This is a genomic window from Pigmentiphaga sp. CHJ604, from assembly GCF_036972535.1.
Lineage (GTDB): Bacteria > Pseudomonadota > Gammaproteobacteria > Burkholderiales > Burkholderiaceae_B > Pigmentiphaga > Pigmentiphaga daeguensis.
Genome location: NZ_CP136998.1, coordinates 906,100 through 923,794, shown reverse-complemented (window position 1 = coordinate 923,794; position 17,695 = coordinate 906,100). Strand labels below are relative to the sequence as shown.

Sequence of the window (17,695 nt, the reverse complement as noted above, 5' to 3'; positions counted from 1 at the left end):
ACTCCCGTCATGCAGGCCCCGACGACGACCGAGGAGAAATAAGCAATGGGACTACTCGAAAGCGCGGCCGGCACAGCAGCGGACAAAGCCGATAGCGTCGCCGGCAAAGACTCCACCCTAGGCGGACTGATCGACGACGTCGCCGGCAAGCTCGGCGGCGGCGCCGGCGGCGTCCCCAGCGGCACCCCGTACTACTACGCCCGCGAAACACTCAACGACAAACTCGGCCAACCGCAAAAACTCTTCCTGAAACCGACCGCCCAGGGCTCCGAAAGCCAATCCTCGGACGAAAACCGAGGCAGCCGCCCCATGCCCATCGAATTCATCCACTTCGGCAAGGTGCACGGCGACATGAACGACACCTTCGCCGGCAAAGGGCCGCCGGGCCACGGCGTAGGCTGCCGCGACGCCCTGCTGCGCGAGACCATGCTGCTGTTCAGCTTCGTCGATGCCGCCAAGCACGTGCTGGAAACCAACATGCAGGGCGCGATCGGCAACGCCATGGAAACCGTCGGTTCGCTGCTGGGCAGCGGCCAGAAGTCCGCGGCGGTCGGCCCCGAGCAATTCACGCCGCTGCTGGTCAAGATCCAGGCCACCGGCGACAAGCTGAACGTCGGGTCGATCGATTACCCCACCCTGCACCAGGCCGGCGTGGACCTGCACCAAGTACGCGCCGACTTTGCCGTGCTGTGCGCCTCGGCCTTCAAGCCGGGGGCGGGCGGAGGCGCGGGACTGCCGTCGCTGCCCCTGCCCGGGCCGCTGGGCGCCGTTGGCGGGGTGGGCGGATTCATTGCCGACATTCCCAAGTACCTGTTCAAGGCCCAGGACACCTACAAGGCCATGTTCCAGGCGGCGCGCGCGGAATACGAAGCCGGCATCGAGGAAGCCTGCCGGGCCTTCTCCGTGGCGGCGATACGGGACGGCCGCGAACCTACCTTCGGCATCTGGTTCTTCGAGAAGGGAGCGCCGGACGCGCAAGGCGCGGCCCCGCCCGAGCCACCCAAGACCTACGCCGACAATCCCCTGGGCAAGGCCGAGAAGGCCGTCGACGATGCCCAGGACAAGATCGAGGAGGCGCAGGAAAAGGCCAAGGGTGCCCAGGAATCGCTGACCGACTGGCTGGAGACGGCGGGCGCCCGCACGCGGCCGGGCACCGCCGCCCTGGCCGCGGCCTTCGCCACGCTGGCGGGCGGCACGCGCTGGAACGAGCCCCGTACGGATCCCAAGAACCTCGACAAGATCGTTCCCGCGCCGGTGCTGATTTCGCGCGCGATCGCCCAGGGCACCGGCATCCAGCCCTTGCCCGGCTTCGTCGACACCGTGGTCCAGGAGATCGCCAAGGCCTCGGTCGCCATTCTCGAGCGCGTCTACACCAACCTGCTGCTGGCAGCCGGAGACGGCGATCTTCGCGTACTGACCGCGCTGTCCACGCGCGAAGCGCTGAGCAAGTTGATCGTGGACCTGGTGTTCAAGCTCGCGGGCTTTCCCCCTCCTGGAGACAACAAGAAAGCCGAAGGCGAGACCCAGCTCGGCAAAGTCAGCATGGGCAAGCAGCAATTGCTCAACAAGGGCGCGGAACTGTTGCGCGACTTCCTGACCAGGCACGCAGCCCACCTGGACGTCATCATCGATTTCATCGCCGAGGAGCTGAGCGCGGAATTGCAGAAGATGCGTGGACAGGCGCTCAGCAAGGATGCGCGGACCATGGAGATCTGGCTGGGCCGGTTGCCCATGCTGCTGGCCCTGCAGGTTCGCAATACCTTGTTTCCGCTGTTCAACCTGCTGCTCGATGCCTTCGGCCTGAGCGACACCGTGGGTCAGACCGTCTGGAATCCGGTGCGCGACAAGATCAAGCAGGCCACCGGCATGGTCCAGGACGTCAAGCACACCAAGGACAATCTCCTCGAAGCCACGGAACAGGCCAAGGAAAGCGGCAAGAAGATGGACGACGCGGTCAGCCAGCTGGGCGACAACAAATTCAACTTCCTGGATCCGGCCAACAGCGCCAAGGACATGAAGGACAAGGTCGGCAACGTCGACCGGGCACGCAAGGACGGCGTGCAGGACGTCCTGGACAAGGCCACGGGCGCGGACGAAGACAAGGCCAGGTCGCTGCTTGCCGGCGGCGACGAGGATGCGCCGCCCGCCGGCGATGCCCCCTTCAGCAATATCCGGGTAAGCGACAGCGCAGCGGTCCGGCCCGAGAAGCCCGACATCGATCAGGTCGGCAAGGTCGTACTGGGCACCGAGGCGGCATAGCGGCGGCCAGTTCGGCCCGCCCTGGTCAGGGCACCAGTTCGGTCACCTGTCCCGGCATGGTGATGGTGATCACCCCGCCCCAGTTGCACATGCAGGTCGACGTGTTGTTCAGGACCGGCTGGTTGGCCAGCATGACGGTGGGCGAACCGGGTGTCCAGGGCGAACTGGTCGCGGGCACGCAGGGCATGGGGGTGAGCACGCCCAGGGCGGCGGAGGTCGCCGAGGCGACCGTAGGATTGCCAAGGCTGGCGCACATGCCGAAGGGCATGATGTTGACCATGGGCTTGTGGTCCATGATGTTGGCCGCCGGCTGGTTCGAGGACATCATCCGATTGACGGGCAGCACCACCAGGGACGAGGGCGCCAGACCGAAGCTGCATTGCAGCAGCGCCCCGTTGACGACGTGCATGGCCATGGCGGTCCTCCCGCAGCGCGCCGGAAACCGGCGCGCGGCTACGAGCCGGTGGCGATGATTTCCACGCGCCGGTTCTCGGCGGCACGCGGATCGGCCGGATTCAGCAGTTCGGTCTGGCCCTTGCCCACCGTGCGCAGCCGCGCGGCGTCGACGCCATGGCCGACCAGGTAGGTCTTGACCGAAGCGGCACGGCGCTGCGACAGGCGCATGTTGTAGTCGGCCGACCCCACCCCGTCGGTATGGCCCGCCACCGTGAACGTGCGGCCCTTCAGTTCATCGGAGGCCAGGGCGGCGGCCAGGTTGTCGATGGACCGGCGCGAGCTTTCGGCGATCTGGTCCGAGCCGAACGCGAACTGGATCTGCATGGAAATGGCGGCCGGCGCGGCGGGGGCGGGCGCGGTTTCGGGCATCGCGGTGGCCTGGGACGAAGCGCCGGGACGCAGCGCGCGCGTGCGCACGCCGGCGGTGGCATCGTCGCCGCCGCCGGCCTTGAGCTGGTCGATGATCTGGTTGACCGAGGGGGTCTCGGTGCCGAAGTTGCCGGACTGGGCATGTGCCGGGTGCGGGATCGCAAAGGCGGCCGCGCAGGCCAGGGCCGCGGCGGCGAAAAAGCCCGGGGGAAAAGCGCGGGGCCGGACGGAGGTTTTCATGGCGCGCACTCCAGGAAGATGGGCAGGCGGATGCCATAGTGTGCGCAAATCCCCGATCCGGATCGATATGCCAAGCGGCCTATTCCATCGCCTACGGACGTGGCGTCCCCCGGCGGCCGGCCTGCCGGCGACATAGGCCCTCTGCCCTATCGCCGCGCGCGCCGGGCTTACGTAGATTGCGGATACCGCTTTCACGAATCTTCGAATCTTCGCAACGTGCTCCGAACATCCGCGCCGCCTCTGTTGCCGCTCCTGCGCCGGTTGGCCGTCCTATGGCTGGCCGCGCCATTGGCCGCGTGCTGGGCGGCCGACATGACGCTCATCCTGGACGATACGGCGCAGCAGTACGGCGAATTCGCCGCGCAGTTGCGCAGCGTCAACGCCGCCTCGCACCGGCTGACCCAGGGCAAGGTCGACATCCTGCCGCTGGACTCGCTGCGCCAGCTCGGCGCGCCACAGGCGGCCGCGCCGCGGGCCGGTCCGGACGACGGCGATTCCGTCCTGGCCGGCGTGCGCACGCGCAGCGCGCGCGGCTCCATGCTGCCCGATACGGCGTCATCGGCCTCCCCCCCGCCCCCGGCGCGCGCCGAGGGCAGCGACCCGGGCGTGCTGATCGCCGTGGGCCCGCGGGCTGCCCGGGCCGTGGTCCAGCGCGCCGGCAGCGAACCCGTCCTGCTGGCCTTGCTGGGCCGCCTGGAATACGAGGAACTGCGCGCCCTGCCGGCGCTGCGCCGCCCCGAACGCGCCATCGCCGTGCTGCTGCGCGACCCGGCCGCGGCCGAGCAGCTCAGCCTGATAGACGCCGTGCTGCCCGGCAAGCGCCGCGTGGGCGTGGTGACCGCGCCCCAGGCCGAACCGCTGATGCGCGAGCTGGCCAGCGCGGCCCTGGCCTGGCCCGCCCAGCATCCCTCGCGCGGCGGCCGGCCCTGGGCCATCGCCGCGGCCGACGCCCCCGACGCCAATGCGCTGACCGGGGCCTTGCAGGTCGTCGTTCCCGCCAGCGACGCCCTGCTCGTGCTGCCCGACCCGGTGGGATCGACGTCCGCCGCGGCCCTGGCGCTGCTGCAATCGGCGGCCACGGCCAACCTGCCCGTTTTCGCCACCAGCGAGGCCATGGTGCGGGCCGGCGCCGTGGCGGCGCTGGTCCCCGGCAACGCGCAGCTGGCCGAGCAGGCCCATGCCCTGGCCGTGCGCCTCAGACAGGCGCCTCCCGGTCCGCCGGTGGTCGAGGCGCCGCGGCGGTTGACGGTACGCACCAATCCCCACGTGGCCAAGCGGCTGGGCCTGGCCTTGCCGCCGGACGAGGCCCTGACCGCGGCCGTGGCGCGCCGGGACTAGGCCTGTTCCGCTCCATGGCTCTCATGCTCCCCGCCGCGCTTCGATCGGACAGTCTGCAACGGGACCTCATACGCCTCGGGGTGCTGCCGTGCGCCACCGCCGCCGTGGCGCTGACCCTGTGGTTCACCCACGAACGGCTGGACGCGCTGGAGCAGGCCTTCCGCGCCAACGGCGCGGCGATCGCCCGGCAGCTTGCCGTGGCCAGCGACCTGAGCCTGTATGCGGGCGACGTGGAAACGCTGCGCGACCTGGCCGAGAACATGGTGGCCAAGGGGATCGCGTCGCGCGTGGAGATCGGCAACGGCGCGGGCATCGCCATCGCGGCGGGGCCGGAGTCGGGCAAGCTCAAGCACGCCCGCCCTTTCGCCGAACCGGTGCGCCTGCGCGCCACGCGCGGCCTGACCGACTACCCCCGCCCCGGCGGACCGGCGCTGGACATCGGCACGGTGCGCGTGTTCCTGGACGATGCCCAGCACCGGAGCGCGCGCGCCGCCTCGATGCTGGCCGGCGGCCTAATAGGCGGCACGGCCCTGTTGCTGGCCTGGCTGTCGGCCCGCCACATGGCACGCGCCGTCGTCCGGCCGCTCAAACGGATCTCCGCCACCGTCTCGTCCTTGCAGGAAGGGAAGCTGGACGCCCGCTGCGGTCCGTGCGGCCGCAACGAGATCGCCGCCCTGGCCAGCGACGTCGACCACATGGCGCAACGCCTGCAGGACGCCTACTCGTCCCAGGAAGAGCGCATCCAGGCCGCCACCCAGGAGGCGCTCGCTCGGCTGTCGCAGGCTGAACAGGCCACGCGTTCGCGCACGCGCTTCCTGGCCACGGCCAGCCACGACCTGCGCCAGCCGGTGCATGCGATGGGACTGTTCATCGACGGCCTGCTGCCCACCGCCAGCCCCGCGCAGTTGCCCGCCATGCAGCGCCTGCAGGAAGGCACCCAGGTCATGAGCGCGCTGCTGGACGCGTTGCTGGACATCTCGCGGCTCGACGCCAACGTGCTGTCGCCGTCCTATGCCCCGGTGCGCGTGCGCGACCTGTTCGACCAGCTCGACGCCATGCATGGCGCGGTCGCGCGCGAGGCCGGCGTGGAACTGGTGTGGCGCGACCGCGGCCGCGCGGTCATGACCGATGCGGGCCTGGTCATGCGCGTGCTGGACAACCTGGTGCGCAACGCCGTGCGCCACAGCGAAGGCGGCAGGGTGCTGGTGGCGGCCCGGCGCGACGGCGCCGCCACCCGGATCGAGGTGCGCGACAACGGCATCGGGATCGCGCCCATCCAGCAATTGCGCATCTTCGAAGAGTTCTACCAGGTCGCCAATCCGCAGCGCGACCGGCGCAACGGCTTCGGCCTGGGCCTGTCCATCTGCGCCCGCATCGCCCGCCTGCTGCAGACCGACATCGGCGTGCGATCCGCGCTGCGCCGGGGCAGCACATTCTCGCTGCTGCTGCCCAGCACCGACGCACCGCCCGTGGCGCCCGTGGCCGCCGCGTCCGAGACCGCCGGCACGACCTCGCTGGACCTGGACTGCCTGCTGATCGACGACGACGAGGCCATCCAGGAAGGAACGGCCCACCTGCTGCGGCAATGGAACTGCCGCGTGGACCAGGCCCTTACGGCCGGCGACGCGCTGCGCAAGCTGCGCGACGCCAGCCGGCGCTACGACGTGATCCTGTGCGACCTGCAACTGGGCGACAGCGACGACGGGCTCGCGCTGCTGCTGCAGGCGCGGGAGCTGCGGCCGCGCGCCACCGCCATCATGATCTCGGGCACGACCACGCCGGACATCCTGCAGCGGGTACGGGAAGCCTCGGTCACGCTGTTGACCAAACCGGTCGCGCCCGCCAAGCTGCGGGCGCTGCTGGGACGCTGGACGCCGGCCGGACGCGGCGCCCGGTCGGCCAGTCTCTAGAACCTGTCCCCCTTAGAAGTCCGAGCAGGCATTCCGGCGGTCGGTGGATACGCAATTGCTCAGGTTCGGGCGCGTCCGCACCCGGGACCATTCCCGGGCCAGCACGTCGCCCGCCTGCTCGACCCGGTCGCCGGCGATCGGCCCGGTGGCGAAGCACATGGCCACGGGGGCCAGGTTCCGGTCGTACAGATAGGTGGTCGGTATCTCGCGCTGAAGGTCCACGCTGGGCAGGGTGTAGCTGTTCACGGTCAGCACGCCCGGCACGACGTTGATCAGATATCCCTCGGCCGAGACGAAGGGTGTGACCGCGGTCACGGCATAGGTGCCGGCCGGGCTCGACGCGGTGGCGGCCGAGCCGGCCGTGCCGCTGATGCCCGCTCCGGTATCGCCCAGAATCAGGCCCTCCAGTGTGTAGCCCAGGGCGGGATTGCCGATGCCGGCCGGCCGCGAGGCGCTGTCCAGCGTCACGGTCACCGTCGGTTGTTGCCGGTAGATGAAGTGGTTGTCCGCGTCGGCGATGGATGCGCCATAGGCGCGGCCGTACAGGTTGGGCAGCGTGCCCGAGCCGGCCATGCCGCCGCGCGTCTCGCCCTCCCAGGTGTCGGCCCACACGCGCCAGCGCCCGGAAGTATCGATGCGCGCGCCGTCCGGATTCTGGAAGCGCGCCGCCGCCACCAGGTCGGCGGTGCCGCCGGTCACGCCGGCATCCAGCGTCAGGTCGCCGGACTGGGTCCGCACGACCGTGGTGGCGGCGGAAATGCCTCGTTCCGAGCCGGCCACCACGCCTTCCCCCGCGCCCAGTGTCGGCAGCGTGACTTCGCCTATGCGCAGGGCATCCGCGTCGGTGTAGGCGAACCCGCCGCGCGCCCCGCCCGCCACCGTGCCGACGCGGTTCGATGCCTGGTCCAGGACGACGCTGCCGTCCGTGCTGCGGGCCGCCAGTTCGTCGGCGATGATCGAGCCCGACGCATTCTGGCCGATGTCGCCGCCGGCAAGCAGCGCGACCGTGGCGGCCTGCACGGACTGCCCCAGCGTCACGTTGCCGGCGTCCGCCTGGAGCACCATCGACCCGGCCGCGGCCGAGGCGGCGGCGATGGACAGATTGCCCGAGGTGGCCCGCACGAACGCATCGCCGGCCGTCACGCCCGAGGCGGAGACCGTCTGCGGCGCGCCCGCCCCATCCAGCCCGGCGGCCGTCACGGTCGTCACGGCCAGGTCGCCGGTGCCGCGATAGGCCAGGCTGCCGGCCGCGCTGCCCGCCAGCGCGCGCACGTCGTTGCCGCCGTTCTCCAGCCGCACGTCGCCGCCGGTCGAACGCGCCAGCAGCGCATCCGCCGCGATGCCGCCGGACGTCGATTCGGTGATCCCTCCCGTGGCGAGCAATGCCACGGTCCGGGCCCGCACCGCGGCGTTCACGGCCACGGCGCCGGCATCGGCCTGCAGGCTGGCGGCATCGGTGGCCGTCACGCCCGAGGCGACCGTCAGGCTGCCCGTCCGCGCCGCGACCCGCACCGTGCCGGCCTGCGCACCGGCCACGGTCGATGACGACAGCCCACCCCCCGCATCCTGGGTGGCGACAGTGGCCTCGCCGACGGTCAGCGCATTCGCGTCCGCGTAGCGCAGCTCGGTGGCCGCACTGCCCGCGAACACGCCGGCGTCGTTGCCGGGGGCGGTCAGCGTCACCGACCCGGCCGTCGACCGGGCCGCCAGCGTGTCCGCCGTGATGCCGGCGCCGGCCTGCTGGCCGATGTCTCCGCGGGCCAGCAGGGCCACGGTTCGCGCCTGCAGCGATTGCCCGACTTGCACGCTTCCCGCGTCCGACTGCAAGGTCAGCCCGTTGGCTGCGTTCGAAGCCGCCTGGACCGACAGGTTGCCCGTGGTCGCCTGGACGATCGCATCGGTGGCCGTCAGGCCCGAAGCCGCGACGGTCTGCGGCGTGCCGCTGGCGTCCAGCGCCCCCGCCGTCACCGTTGCCACCGCCAGGTCGCCGCTGCCGCGATAGCGCAGGTCGCCCGCGGCGGATGCCGCCAGCGTACGCACGTCATTGCTCCCCGCCGCCAGTTGGACGTCGCCCGCCGTGGACCGGGCCAACAGCGCGTCGCCGGCAATGGCGCCGGCGGCGGCCTGCGTGATGTCGCCGCCGGCCAGCAGCGCCACCGTGCGCCCCTGGACCGCGGCACCCACTCCGATCGCCCCGGTGTCGGCCTGCAGGCTGAGCAGGTCGACGGCCGAGACGGCGGCGGCGACGTCCAGATCGCCCTTGCGAGCCGCGATCTGCGTCGTATCGGCCGAGATCCCCGACGCGGCAACGGCCTGCACGTTGCCCGCGGTGTCATGGCCCACGACGGCGGCATTTCCCAGGGTCAAGCCGTCGGCGTTCGCATACCGGAAATCGGTGGCCGCGCTGCCCGCCAGGATCCCGACCCGGTTGCCCGCGTCCGTCAGCGTCACGCTCGCGCCGGTCGAACGGGCGACCAGCGTGCCGGCGGTGATGGCGGCGCCCGCCTGCTGGCCGATCGCGCCGGCCGCCAGCAGGCCCACCGAACCGCTGTCCAGGGTCCGGTTGAGCTGGATGGCGCCGGCATCCGCCTGCAGCGTGATGGCGGTCGGCGCGGTAATCGCGGCATTGGCCGTGATGTTCCCGGCACGGGCCTGCACGATGGCGCGGTCGGCCGAAATGCCATCCAGCGCCCGGGTCTGCACGCCGTTGGTCGCGGCGTCCATGCCCAGGGCCGACACGTTGCCGACCGTGATGCCGTCGGCATCGACGTAGCGGAAGTCGCCCGCCGCGCCGCCGGAAACCGTGGCCACGGCATTGCCCGCGTTGGTCAGCACGACGTCGCCCGTGGCCGACCGGGCCGCCAGCGCGTTCGCGGCGATCGCGGCGGTGGGCGATTGGGTCACGTTGCCGCCCGCCAGCAGCGCCAGCGTGCCGGCCGTCACGTTGCCGCCCAGCGCGATCGCCCCGCCTCCTTCGTTCTGCAGGGTCAGGTTGCCGGCCGTGGCCACCGGCCCGTCCACCGAGATGTCGGCGGCGTGGGTATTGCTGCCGACGATGACGTTGGGCGCATCCAGGTTCCCCATGTCGGCGTCCGACAGCGAGAACCCGTTGCCGCCCGCCCCGCCCACGGAAATCCGGGTCGCCGTGTGGTCGGTGGCATTGCCCGCGGCATCGACGCCGCCCGGCCGCAGGTTGATCGACGCACCCGACCGCACCGAGGCCGCGAGCGCGATCGCATCGGCGCTGCCGTCGTTGTCGGCCCGCAGGACGACGCCTTGCTGGCCATCGATGGCATGCGACGACAGGCTGGACGAGCCGCCTTGCAGGTCTATGCCGGCGCCGCTGCCTTCGGACTGACCCGCCACGCGCACCCGGCCGGCCTGCGCGACCAGCGAAGAGTCCTCCAGGATCACGCCGGAAGCGGTCGTGCCCGCCCCCCGCGCCAGCCCGCGCACGTCCACGTCGCCACTGGCGGACTGCACGTGCGCCCCTTCCATCCTGACGCCTTCCGCGCCCGTCGACGAATCGCCGCCGCCGATGCCGACGATGGCGATGTTGCCGGACGTGGTCGTAATGATGGTGTCGTCGCTGCTGCCCGACGTCATCTGCACGCCCTCTCCATAACTGGAAGAGACGCCGCGCACCGTGACGCTGCCGCTGGCCGCGTCGATGCGTCCGCCTTCGATGTCCACGCTGGCCACCCCGTCGCCCGCGCCCCGCAGCAGGACGTTCCCGCCGGCGCCGGCATCGCTCTGGCCGACACGCGTGTCGATGACGCTGTCCACCAACCGGATGGCCGGCCCGCGATTGGAGCTGGCGCTGCCCGCCACCGGGTCGCTCTGGCCATACAGGCTGACCGATCCGCCGTTGGTGGTCAGCGTCGCGTTCTGGAAGGCGATGGACTGATCGCCCGACAAGGTGCCGCTTGCGTTGCTGTTGAACGCCAGGTCGAGCGCGCCCGCCTCGGACACGATGCTGAACGAATCGCCTCGTATGCCGCGGTACGCGTCCAGCGCGAACGCCAGCGGCGCCGCGCCGGTCGTGCGGCGGATATCCACGCCGCTGGCTATGGTGATGTCGCCGCCCGTGCCGCTGCCGGCCCCCGTCCCTATGCGTACGCTCGTGCCGGCATCCAGGGCGGTGTTGATGCTGGAATCCTGGATCGTGGTGTCGGCCACCGCCTCGAAAGGATCGGCCAGCGGCGCGCCCGGCCCGGTGCCGTGGACGATACGGACGTCATAGGGATCGACGATCCAGTTTCCCGCCGCGCCGGTGCCGGTCCCGGCATTGACCCGGACGCCGCTCGCGTCGACGCCGCCGCCGGAAGTCTCGATCCGTCCGCCGTGGCCCGCGCCCGTGCCCCGCGCCTGGAGCGAGCCGTGGACGCGCAGGCCATCCTGCCCCGTCAACAGTACCTTGCCGCCATCGCCCTCGGCGCCGGTCGAGTTCGCCTGCACGCGCGCGAAATCGTCCACGGCCGCCACGGCCTCGGCCCGCACCGTCACGTCGCCCCCGCCGCCGGCGCCGTCGGCCAGCAGCGCGGTGGCGCCCAGCACGCCCACGTTGCGTCCGGTGACCTCGATGCTGCCGCCCCGGCCGTCCGCGCTGCCGGCGTCCACCTGCAACGTCGCGCCCACCTTGGTCGGTTCGCCCGCCAGCCAGACGTCGCTGTCGCGGCCGGCGATGCGTATGCGGCCACCGTCGGTGGCGATGTCGGGCGCCGTCCCGCCCGGCGCCTCCAGGGCCTCGACGCTTTTCTCGATGCGCACGCCGCGCGCGGCGATGGTGGTGAAGGTCGCCCCCGAGGCGCCGTCGCTCTGGATGAGCAGGCCGTCGCCGCCCGCCGCCCCGGTGATCAGGATGTCGCGGCGCGGACCGGCCAGCACCCGGGTGTCGAGCATGTGCACGCCATCGACGGCCTCGATGGTGTCGTAGCCCAGCACGCCGAAGATGTCGGGCGACTGCGTCAGCGCGTCCAGGTTGGAGCCCTTGCCGTCGATCGTCACGTCGCCGCCGGCCGCCACGGTGGTGTTCCGGATCGCCACGCCGGCTTCCGGGACCTCCACGGGAAGATTGTCGGCCAGCGTGGCATTGGCCGCCGTGCCGACGATGGTGATGTCGCCCGCCGCGTTCAACCGGTGCTGCGTGCCCCCTTCGCGGCGCCCGTCTATCCGTACGCCCGCCGCCGCCACGCCGCCGTGGCCGGTTATCGTGATGTCGCCGCCCGCCGCCACGCCGGTCCCGCTGAGGGTGACGCCCTCGCCCCCTTCCACGCCGCGGCCGGACGTCGCGTCGACGGTGGTGATGCCGGCCCCCGCGGCGGCCAGCGAACCGCCCGCCGAGCAGGCATCGTCGGCGCACAGCGACACGTCGCTCCAGCCGACGAAGATGCCGGCGCGGCGGGTCTGCGCCCGGCCATTCACGAAGGACGTGCCGCCGGTGGCCTTGCCGTTGGCGGCATCGCCTTGCCCGAACAGGCGCAGGTCGCCACCCCGGGTAGCGATGGTGGCGCCTTCCACGTCGATGCTGCCCCCGCTTTCCTCGACGAAATCGCTAGCGCCCTCCGGCCGGCGCATCGCGGCCTTGCCCGAGGAATCGGCGTTGAACTCGACGTTCAGCGCGCCCGCCTGCGACTCGATGCGCGCGCCGTTCCACATGTCGATGTTGCGCATGGCGTCCACGCGCAGGGTGGAAGTGCCGCCCTGGGTCTTGACCACGCTCGCGTCGCTCTCGAACACCACGTTGCCGCTCTGCCCCCGGCCGCCGTCGAGCGCGAAGCCGGTGGCGGCCACGGTCACATCGGTACGGTTCCCCAGCGCTTCGCCCACGGCGCCGCCGGATACCCGGCTGTCGTCACCGGCCACGGACACCTCGGTGGCGGGCCGTGCCGCCGGCGCGGTACCCACGGTCACGTCGCCCTGCGAGCTTATCGTCCATTTGCCGTTGGCGCCGCTGCCGGCGCCGGCCGCCGAGACATGGGCCGCCCCGACCTCGACCACGCTGCCCGACGTCTTGACGACGCCGCCCGCTCCGTCGCCCGCGGCATTCGCCGTCATGATGCCCGCCGCATGCAGCCCCGGGGCGCCGACGTCGACGGTGCCGCCGTTGCCCGCAGCCAGCGCATCCGCGTGCAGGCGGCTGGCCTCGTCCATAGTGACCGCCCGCCGGCCCGCCAGTTCGATGTGCCCGCCGCCGCCGTCGCCGGAGGCATCCAGGCGCGCCGATCCGGTCCGGATGCCGCCGGCCTCGATGCGGAGGGTGCCGCCCGACGCCCCCGCGGTGCCCGACACGTCCAGCGTGCCGCCCACCGCCACGTCCGCCTGGCCGGATGCCCCCAGGATGATCTCGCCATTGCGCGCGGTCAGCGATTGCGCCCGGATCGTGCCCTGCTGGTTGACCACGCGCTGCGCCACCTGGGCCGAATCCGCCAGCACCGCCACCCGGCCGCCGTTGGCCTGGAGCACCGCGCCGCTTTCGTTGGTGACCGCGGCCATGCTGGCGCCGGCGTCCGGCGCGAAGCGGAACGTGGTCAGTCCGTCGCCCTGGAAGTCCAGCGTCACCTGGCGGGCCGACACCAGTCCCACGGTGCCGCCGTCGGCCACGATCTTGCCTTCGCCGCCGTTGACCACGGTAGCAGCCATCAGCGCGATGGTCGATCCCGGCGCGGTCAGGGTGCCCAGGTTCGTCACCGAAGCGGTGTTGGCGTCGTCGCGCTCGAACCGGAAGCGGCCCGCCATGAAGTCGGCATTGGAGATGTTGAGCGTCGAGGCGACCAGGCCGCCGGTCTCCACCTTGGAGCCCTGCCCGAACAGCACGCCCGCCGGATTGATCAGGAAGATCCGGCCATTGGCCGACAGATCTCCCGAGATGCGCGACAGGTCCCCGCCCAGCACCCGGTTCAATGCGATGCTGGAGGCACCGGGCTGCAGGAAGCGGACCGCGTTGCCCGCGCCGATCGAGAACGTGCTCCACTCGATGATGGCGCGATCGCTCTGTTGCTGGATGGACATGACGTTGCCGCTCGTGACGGGCGCGAGCACGCTGCCCTGCACGGGATTGAAGCCGGTCGGCATCTGGGCGCCCGCGCTGGTGCCCACCAGGGCGAGCGCCAGCGCCAGCGGACGGGGACTCCAACGCTCCTGGGGCACCGGGGAAACGGGCCCGCGAACCTTGCGCGGGGAACGGATGGCTGCACTCATGTGATTCTCCTGGTCCCGGAGCGCGGTCCGCGCCGCCTTGGGCGCCGGTCTCCGCCGCCCCGGTTCCTTAAAACACTTTCTGGAATTGCACGAAGATCCGGGGCTTGCGGTCGCCGCCGTCGGTGACCGGCGCCGCGGTGTTGCGGCGCCACGCCAGCGAGACGTTCACCATGAAATCGCCGGGCCGCGACCAGACCGCGCCGATGCCGAAGCCCTGCATGCTGCGGGTATTGTTGGTGTCCAGGCTGGTGGGCGAATGGAACATCCGGCCCTTGCCCACGTCGTAGAACACATAGGGCGTCAGGTCCTCGGTGGCGGACCAGCGCCACTCGACCACGCCCAGCACCCCCTCGTCCACCAGCAGTTCGCTGGACGGGAAGGCGCGCACGGCGCGGGCGCCGCCCAGCGCCAGCTTCTCGGACGCGTCCAGGTTGCCGTTGGTGAGCTGCCCGCCCAGGGACACGTACAAGGTGTGGCGCGGCAGCACCGATTGCAGGCGCGACACCTGCCAGGTCAGCTTGGTGAATCCGCCGTCCGTGCGGTGGCCCGCCGGCCCCTGGTCCATCGCGCGCGTCAGGTCGTCCTTGATGTCCAGGCGCCCGTGGTAAAGGGTACCGGTGCTGGCCCAATAGCCGCCGCCGAGCAATTCGTCGCGCCGCTCCCAGCTCCAGCCCAGTCCCACGCCGACGATGTTCTTGCGCGCCGAATACGAGAACATGGAAAGATCGTCGCGCAGGTCCTTGTGGTCCACGCCCAGGCGCAGGAACAGGTTCTGGCCGCGCTGCCGGATCACGGGGTAGTTCAGCGACAGGTCGGCCACCGTCGCCCGGCCCTTGGCGCCCAGTTGCGACCAGGGCTGGCCCAGTTCATAGCGCACCCGCGAGATGCCCGCGCCCAGGCGCAGGCCGTCCGTGCCCAGCGGCGCCTCGTAGCCCAGCCGTCCGAAGTTCAGCGAATTGCCCTCAGACATCATGAGCCGGGCGTCCAGGTTGTCCCCCAGCCCCAGCGGACTGGCCACGCGCATGGTGCCGCCCGCGCGGACCCGGCCCGACTCGCGCGTGCCATGGTTGTCCGCGTCGAAGGCGAAGGTCACGCGCCGCGCCTGCGTCACCTCGACCACCAGGTCCGTCGTGCCGGGCTCGCCGCCCTCCTGCAGGCCGGACGACACCTTGATGCCGGGCAGGTCGGACAGCAGCAGCATGGCGCGTTCGTAGCTTTGCGCGCTGACCGGCTGGCCCGGCTGCAGCGGCGCGAGGTAGGCGCGGACGCGTCCCTCGGAGATCGGCGCATCCGGCGCGACCTGGATGTCCACCTTGCCCAGGCGCCCCTCGACGACGCTGATCTCGACCCGTCCCTCGCGCACGGTCTGCACCGGCACCAGCGCCTGGGCCAGGAAGTAGCCGCGGCTGCGGTACAGCCCGGTCACGTCCCGCGCCAGCGCTTCCAGGTCGGACAGCGAAACATCGCGCCCCACATACCCGGCCGCCAGCGCCTGCAATTCGTCCGCCGGTATGGCCGCGGCGCCGGTGAAGGTCACCTGCTGCAAGCGGAAGGCCGTCTGCGCGGCTGGCGCGGGCGGTTCAGGCAGGCGCTGCGACGGCGCCTGCGCCAGCGGCCCGGGCGTCTGGGCCAGCGCGGCCGAGCATGCCAGCCCCATCGCCGCGGCGGCGATACCTCGGCGATTCCATGTCTTGTCGGCACCCCGCATGCTTCAGCCCTCCACCGTCAGGCGCCAGTTCCCGATCAGGTTGAACGGCGCCCAGAAGAACGGGTGCGCCATCTTGTTGCGCTTGAGGACGGCAAGCTGGCCGGCCTGCATCGCCCGCTGGATGTCGTTGCCCTTGGCCAGTTCGGCGTACAGGGTACTCATCAACAGCTCCGCGGCGTCGTCGGACACCGGCCACAGCGAGGCGATCAGGCTGGATGACCCGGCGGACAGGAAAGACCGCGTGAACCCCAGCACCTCGTCGCCCTGCGCGATCCGGCCCAGCCCCGACTCGCACGCCGACAGCGTGACCAGGGCCGTGTGGTTCATGTCCAGCCCCAGGATTTCGCGCGCCTCCAGGAAACTCTGCCGGCCGTCCTCGTTGGCCAGCAGGATGCGCGAATAGAGCGGATCCACGGTGTCGGCCTGCGCGTGGGCGGCCACGTGGATCAGGGGCGCGCGGGCGGCGGCTTCCTTGAACTGGGTCTTGGTGGCGGCGGTGCCCATGTAGACGTTCTTCTGCGGGAACAGCCGCGCCAGTTCCTGCACCTCGCGCTCGGCGCCGGGCAGGTCGTACTGGTCCTCGATGCGCGGATTGCCGAACGCGGTCAGCGTGGGCGCGACGCGCGGCGTCCTGCGCGCGAGCTGCACGGCGATGCTCATGGACGGCGCCACCGACATCGCGTGGCTTTCGATCAGGTAGGCGCCGTTCAGGCGCAGCGCCTGGAACGGCAGGTAGTGCAGCGGGCCGTGCGGCACCACGACCAGCCGCTGCCCGGGCGCGATGCCCAGCGGCGCGATCAGCAGTTCGCCCACCCGTGCCGCGCCGTCCACCGCGCCGCGCTTGCCGTTGACGATCAGGTCGCGAAAGGCGTCGACCAGCTTGGCCAGGTCGTCGCGCCCGATCGGGATGGAAACTTCCCGCAGCTCGGATGGCCCGACGATCCAGGCCTGGAGGCGCTCGGGCAGGGCATGGAACTGGATCACCCGTTCGTCGGGCGCCAGGGACTGTTGCAGCCCCGACAGCGACAACGTGGCCATGGCGGCATCCGGTACGCTGCCCCGCCCGCGCACCGCGTCCAGCAAGGCCCGGCTGCGGCTGCGCTCGCTCAACTCGAATGCCGCCGAGGCGTTGCCCAGGTCGCTGTACAAACCGATCGCGCGCTCGAACACCGACTGCATGTCCGAGAACAGTCCCATCTTGAATTCGTCGCTGCGGAAACGCGCGCGCACCGCGTCCACCCCGTCGAGCGCCTTGCCCAGCGCATCGGCCGCCGCCGGCTTGTTGCCCAGCGCCATCTCGCTGCGCGCCACGCCGTCCCACGCCCACAGCTGGTAGTAGCCGCTGTCGGCGCCGGTCCGTCGCGTCGTGAGCGAGCGGTACAGGTCCGCCGCTTCCTGCGGCCGGTTCTCGGCCAGCAAGACCCGCGCGCGCGTGCGCTGCCACTGCGTGGCCAGGACCGGGTCGGAAGGCTGGGCGGTGGCGTCCAGCACCTGCCGCGCCCGCGCGGCATCGCCGTTCTCGGCCAGCGCGTTGACCAGCGACACGCGCACCAGCGGCGCATAGCGTTCCGAGCTGTTCGCCAGCGCGGTCTCGTAGCTCTTGATCGCCGCGGGGTAGTCGCCACGCCGGACTTCGACGTCGCCCAGCACCTTGTGCACCGGCCCCAGCACCTTCTCGGGTTCCTTGGGAGGATGCCGCAGCGCCTCGCGCGCGAAGGACTCCGCCTTGTCCAGGCGGCCCGCATAGCTGTAGGCGATCGCCAGGTCGCGATTGGCCAGCGCGGCCAGGTTGGGATCGTTGGTGGCCTGGGCCAGGTGCAGCGCCTTGCTGGCGGCGCGCACGCTCTGCCGGAACTCGCCCTGTTCGGCCAGCGCCACCGCCTGGCTGCAATACTGGTAGCCGCTGAGCTTGACCGGATCCTGGGCATACAGGATCGCACCGTCCTGGGTCAGCGCCAGCAGGGTGTCGGCATCGGCCAGCCGCTCCTGCGCGACCTGCCCCACCTCGGCGTCCGGCACGGGCTCCTGGGCCCATGCCGGCGAAAGGGCCAGTCCGAACGACAGCGCGCACACGGCCTTGCGCGCGCCGCTCCAGATCCTCTCCTTCCGCATCGCCCGCCCCATGCTCTCGCGCTCCACGTTCGCAGCGGGTGCGTCCCGCCATGGATATAGGAACGAAGTCTAGGTAGCGTGCGCTAACATGCCTATACGCAAT

At 71.4% G+C, this 17,695-nt stretch carries 8 protein-coding genes; 3 read left to right on the top strand and 5 right to left on the bottom strand.

Annotated features, from left to right (window positions below; all coding sequences use genetic code 11):
* Window positions 1-45: 45 nt before the first annotated feature.
* The gene (locus R4823_RS04535; protein ID WP_338617637.1) at window positions 46-2,259 is read left to right on the top strand and encodes a hypothetical protein; all 2,214 of its coding nucleotides are present in this window, start codon (window positions 46-48) and stop codon (window positions 2,257-2,259) included.
* Between the two features lie 25 nt (window positions 2,260-2,284).
* Here R4823_RS04535 and R4823_RS04530 read toward each other — a convergent pair whose 3' ends face one another.
* Window positions 2,285-2,674 (bottom strand): DUF4280 domain-containing protein, encoded by a 390-nt coding sequence (locus R4823_RS04530; protein ID WP_087837651.1) that lies wholly within the window; start codon window positions 2,672-2,674, stop codon window positions 2,285-2,287.
* Between the two features lie 38 nt (window positions 2,675-2,712).
* Complete coding sequence (locus R4823_RS04525) at window positions 2,713-3,324, bottom strand: OmpA family protein (protein ID WP_087837650.1); 612 nt, start codon at window positions 3,322-3,324, stop codon at window positions 2,713-2,715.
* A 312-nt stretch (window positions 3,325-3,636) separates the two neighbouring features.
* Between R4823_RS04525 and R4823_RS04520 the strand changes: the two genes are divergently transcribed.
* Together R4823_RS04520 and R4823_RS04515 are read left to right on the top strand one after the other, a co-directional pair.
* Window positions 3,637-4,662, top strand: a complete 1,026-nt coding sequence (locus tag R4823_RS04520) for an ABC transporter substrate binding protein (protein WP_338617636.1) — start codon at window positions 3,637-3,639, stop codon at window positions 4,660-4,662.
* A 14-nt stretch (window positions 4,663-4,676) separates the two neighbouring features.
* On the top strand, window positions 4,677-6,572 hold the full coding sequence (locus R4823_RS04515; RefSeq protein WP_338617635.1) for an ATP-binding protein: 1,896 nt from the start codon (window positions 4,677-4,679) through the stop codon (window positions 6,570-6,572).
* A 12-nt stretch (window positions 6,573-6,584) separates the two neighbouring features.
* Here the strand turns inward: R4823_RS04515 and R4823_RS04510 are convergent, their stop codons facing one another.
* From R4823_RS04510 to R4823_RS04500, 3 genes are all read right to left on the bottom strand, one after another.
* Window positions 6,585-13,772 (bottom strand): filamentous hemagglutinin N-terminal domain-containing protein, encoded by a 7,188-nt coding sequence (locus tag R4823_RS04510; protein WP_338617633.1) that lies wholly within the window; start codon window positions 13,770-13,772, stop codon window positions 6,585-6,587.
* 67 nt (window positions 13,773-13,839) lie between these two features.
* Window positions 13,840-15,480, bottom strand: a complete 1,641-nt coding sequence (locus R4823_RS04505) for a ShlB/FhaC/HecB family hemolysin secretion/activation protein (protein WP_338617632.1) — start codon at window positions 15,478-15,480, stop codon at window positions 13,840-13,842.
* A gap of 3 nt (window positions 15,481-15,483) precedes the next feature.
* Entirely contained in the window at window positions 15,484-17,592 is a 2,109-nt protein-coding gene (locus R4823_RS04500; RefSeq protein WP_254914559.1) for a CHAT domain-containing protein, read from the bottom strand.
* Window positions 17,593-17,695 lie beyond the last annotated feature (103 nt).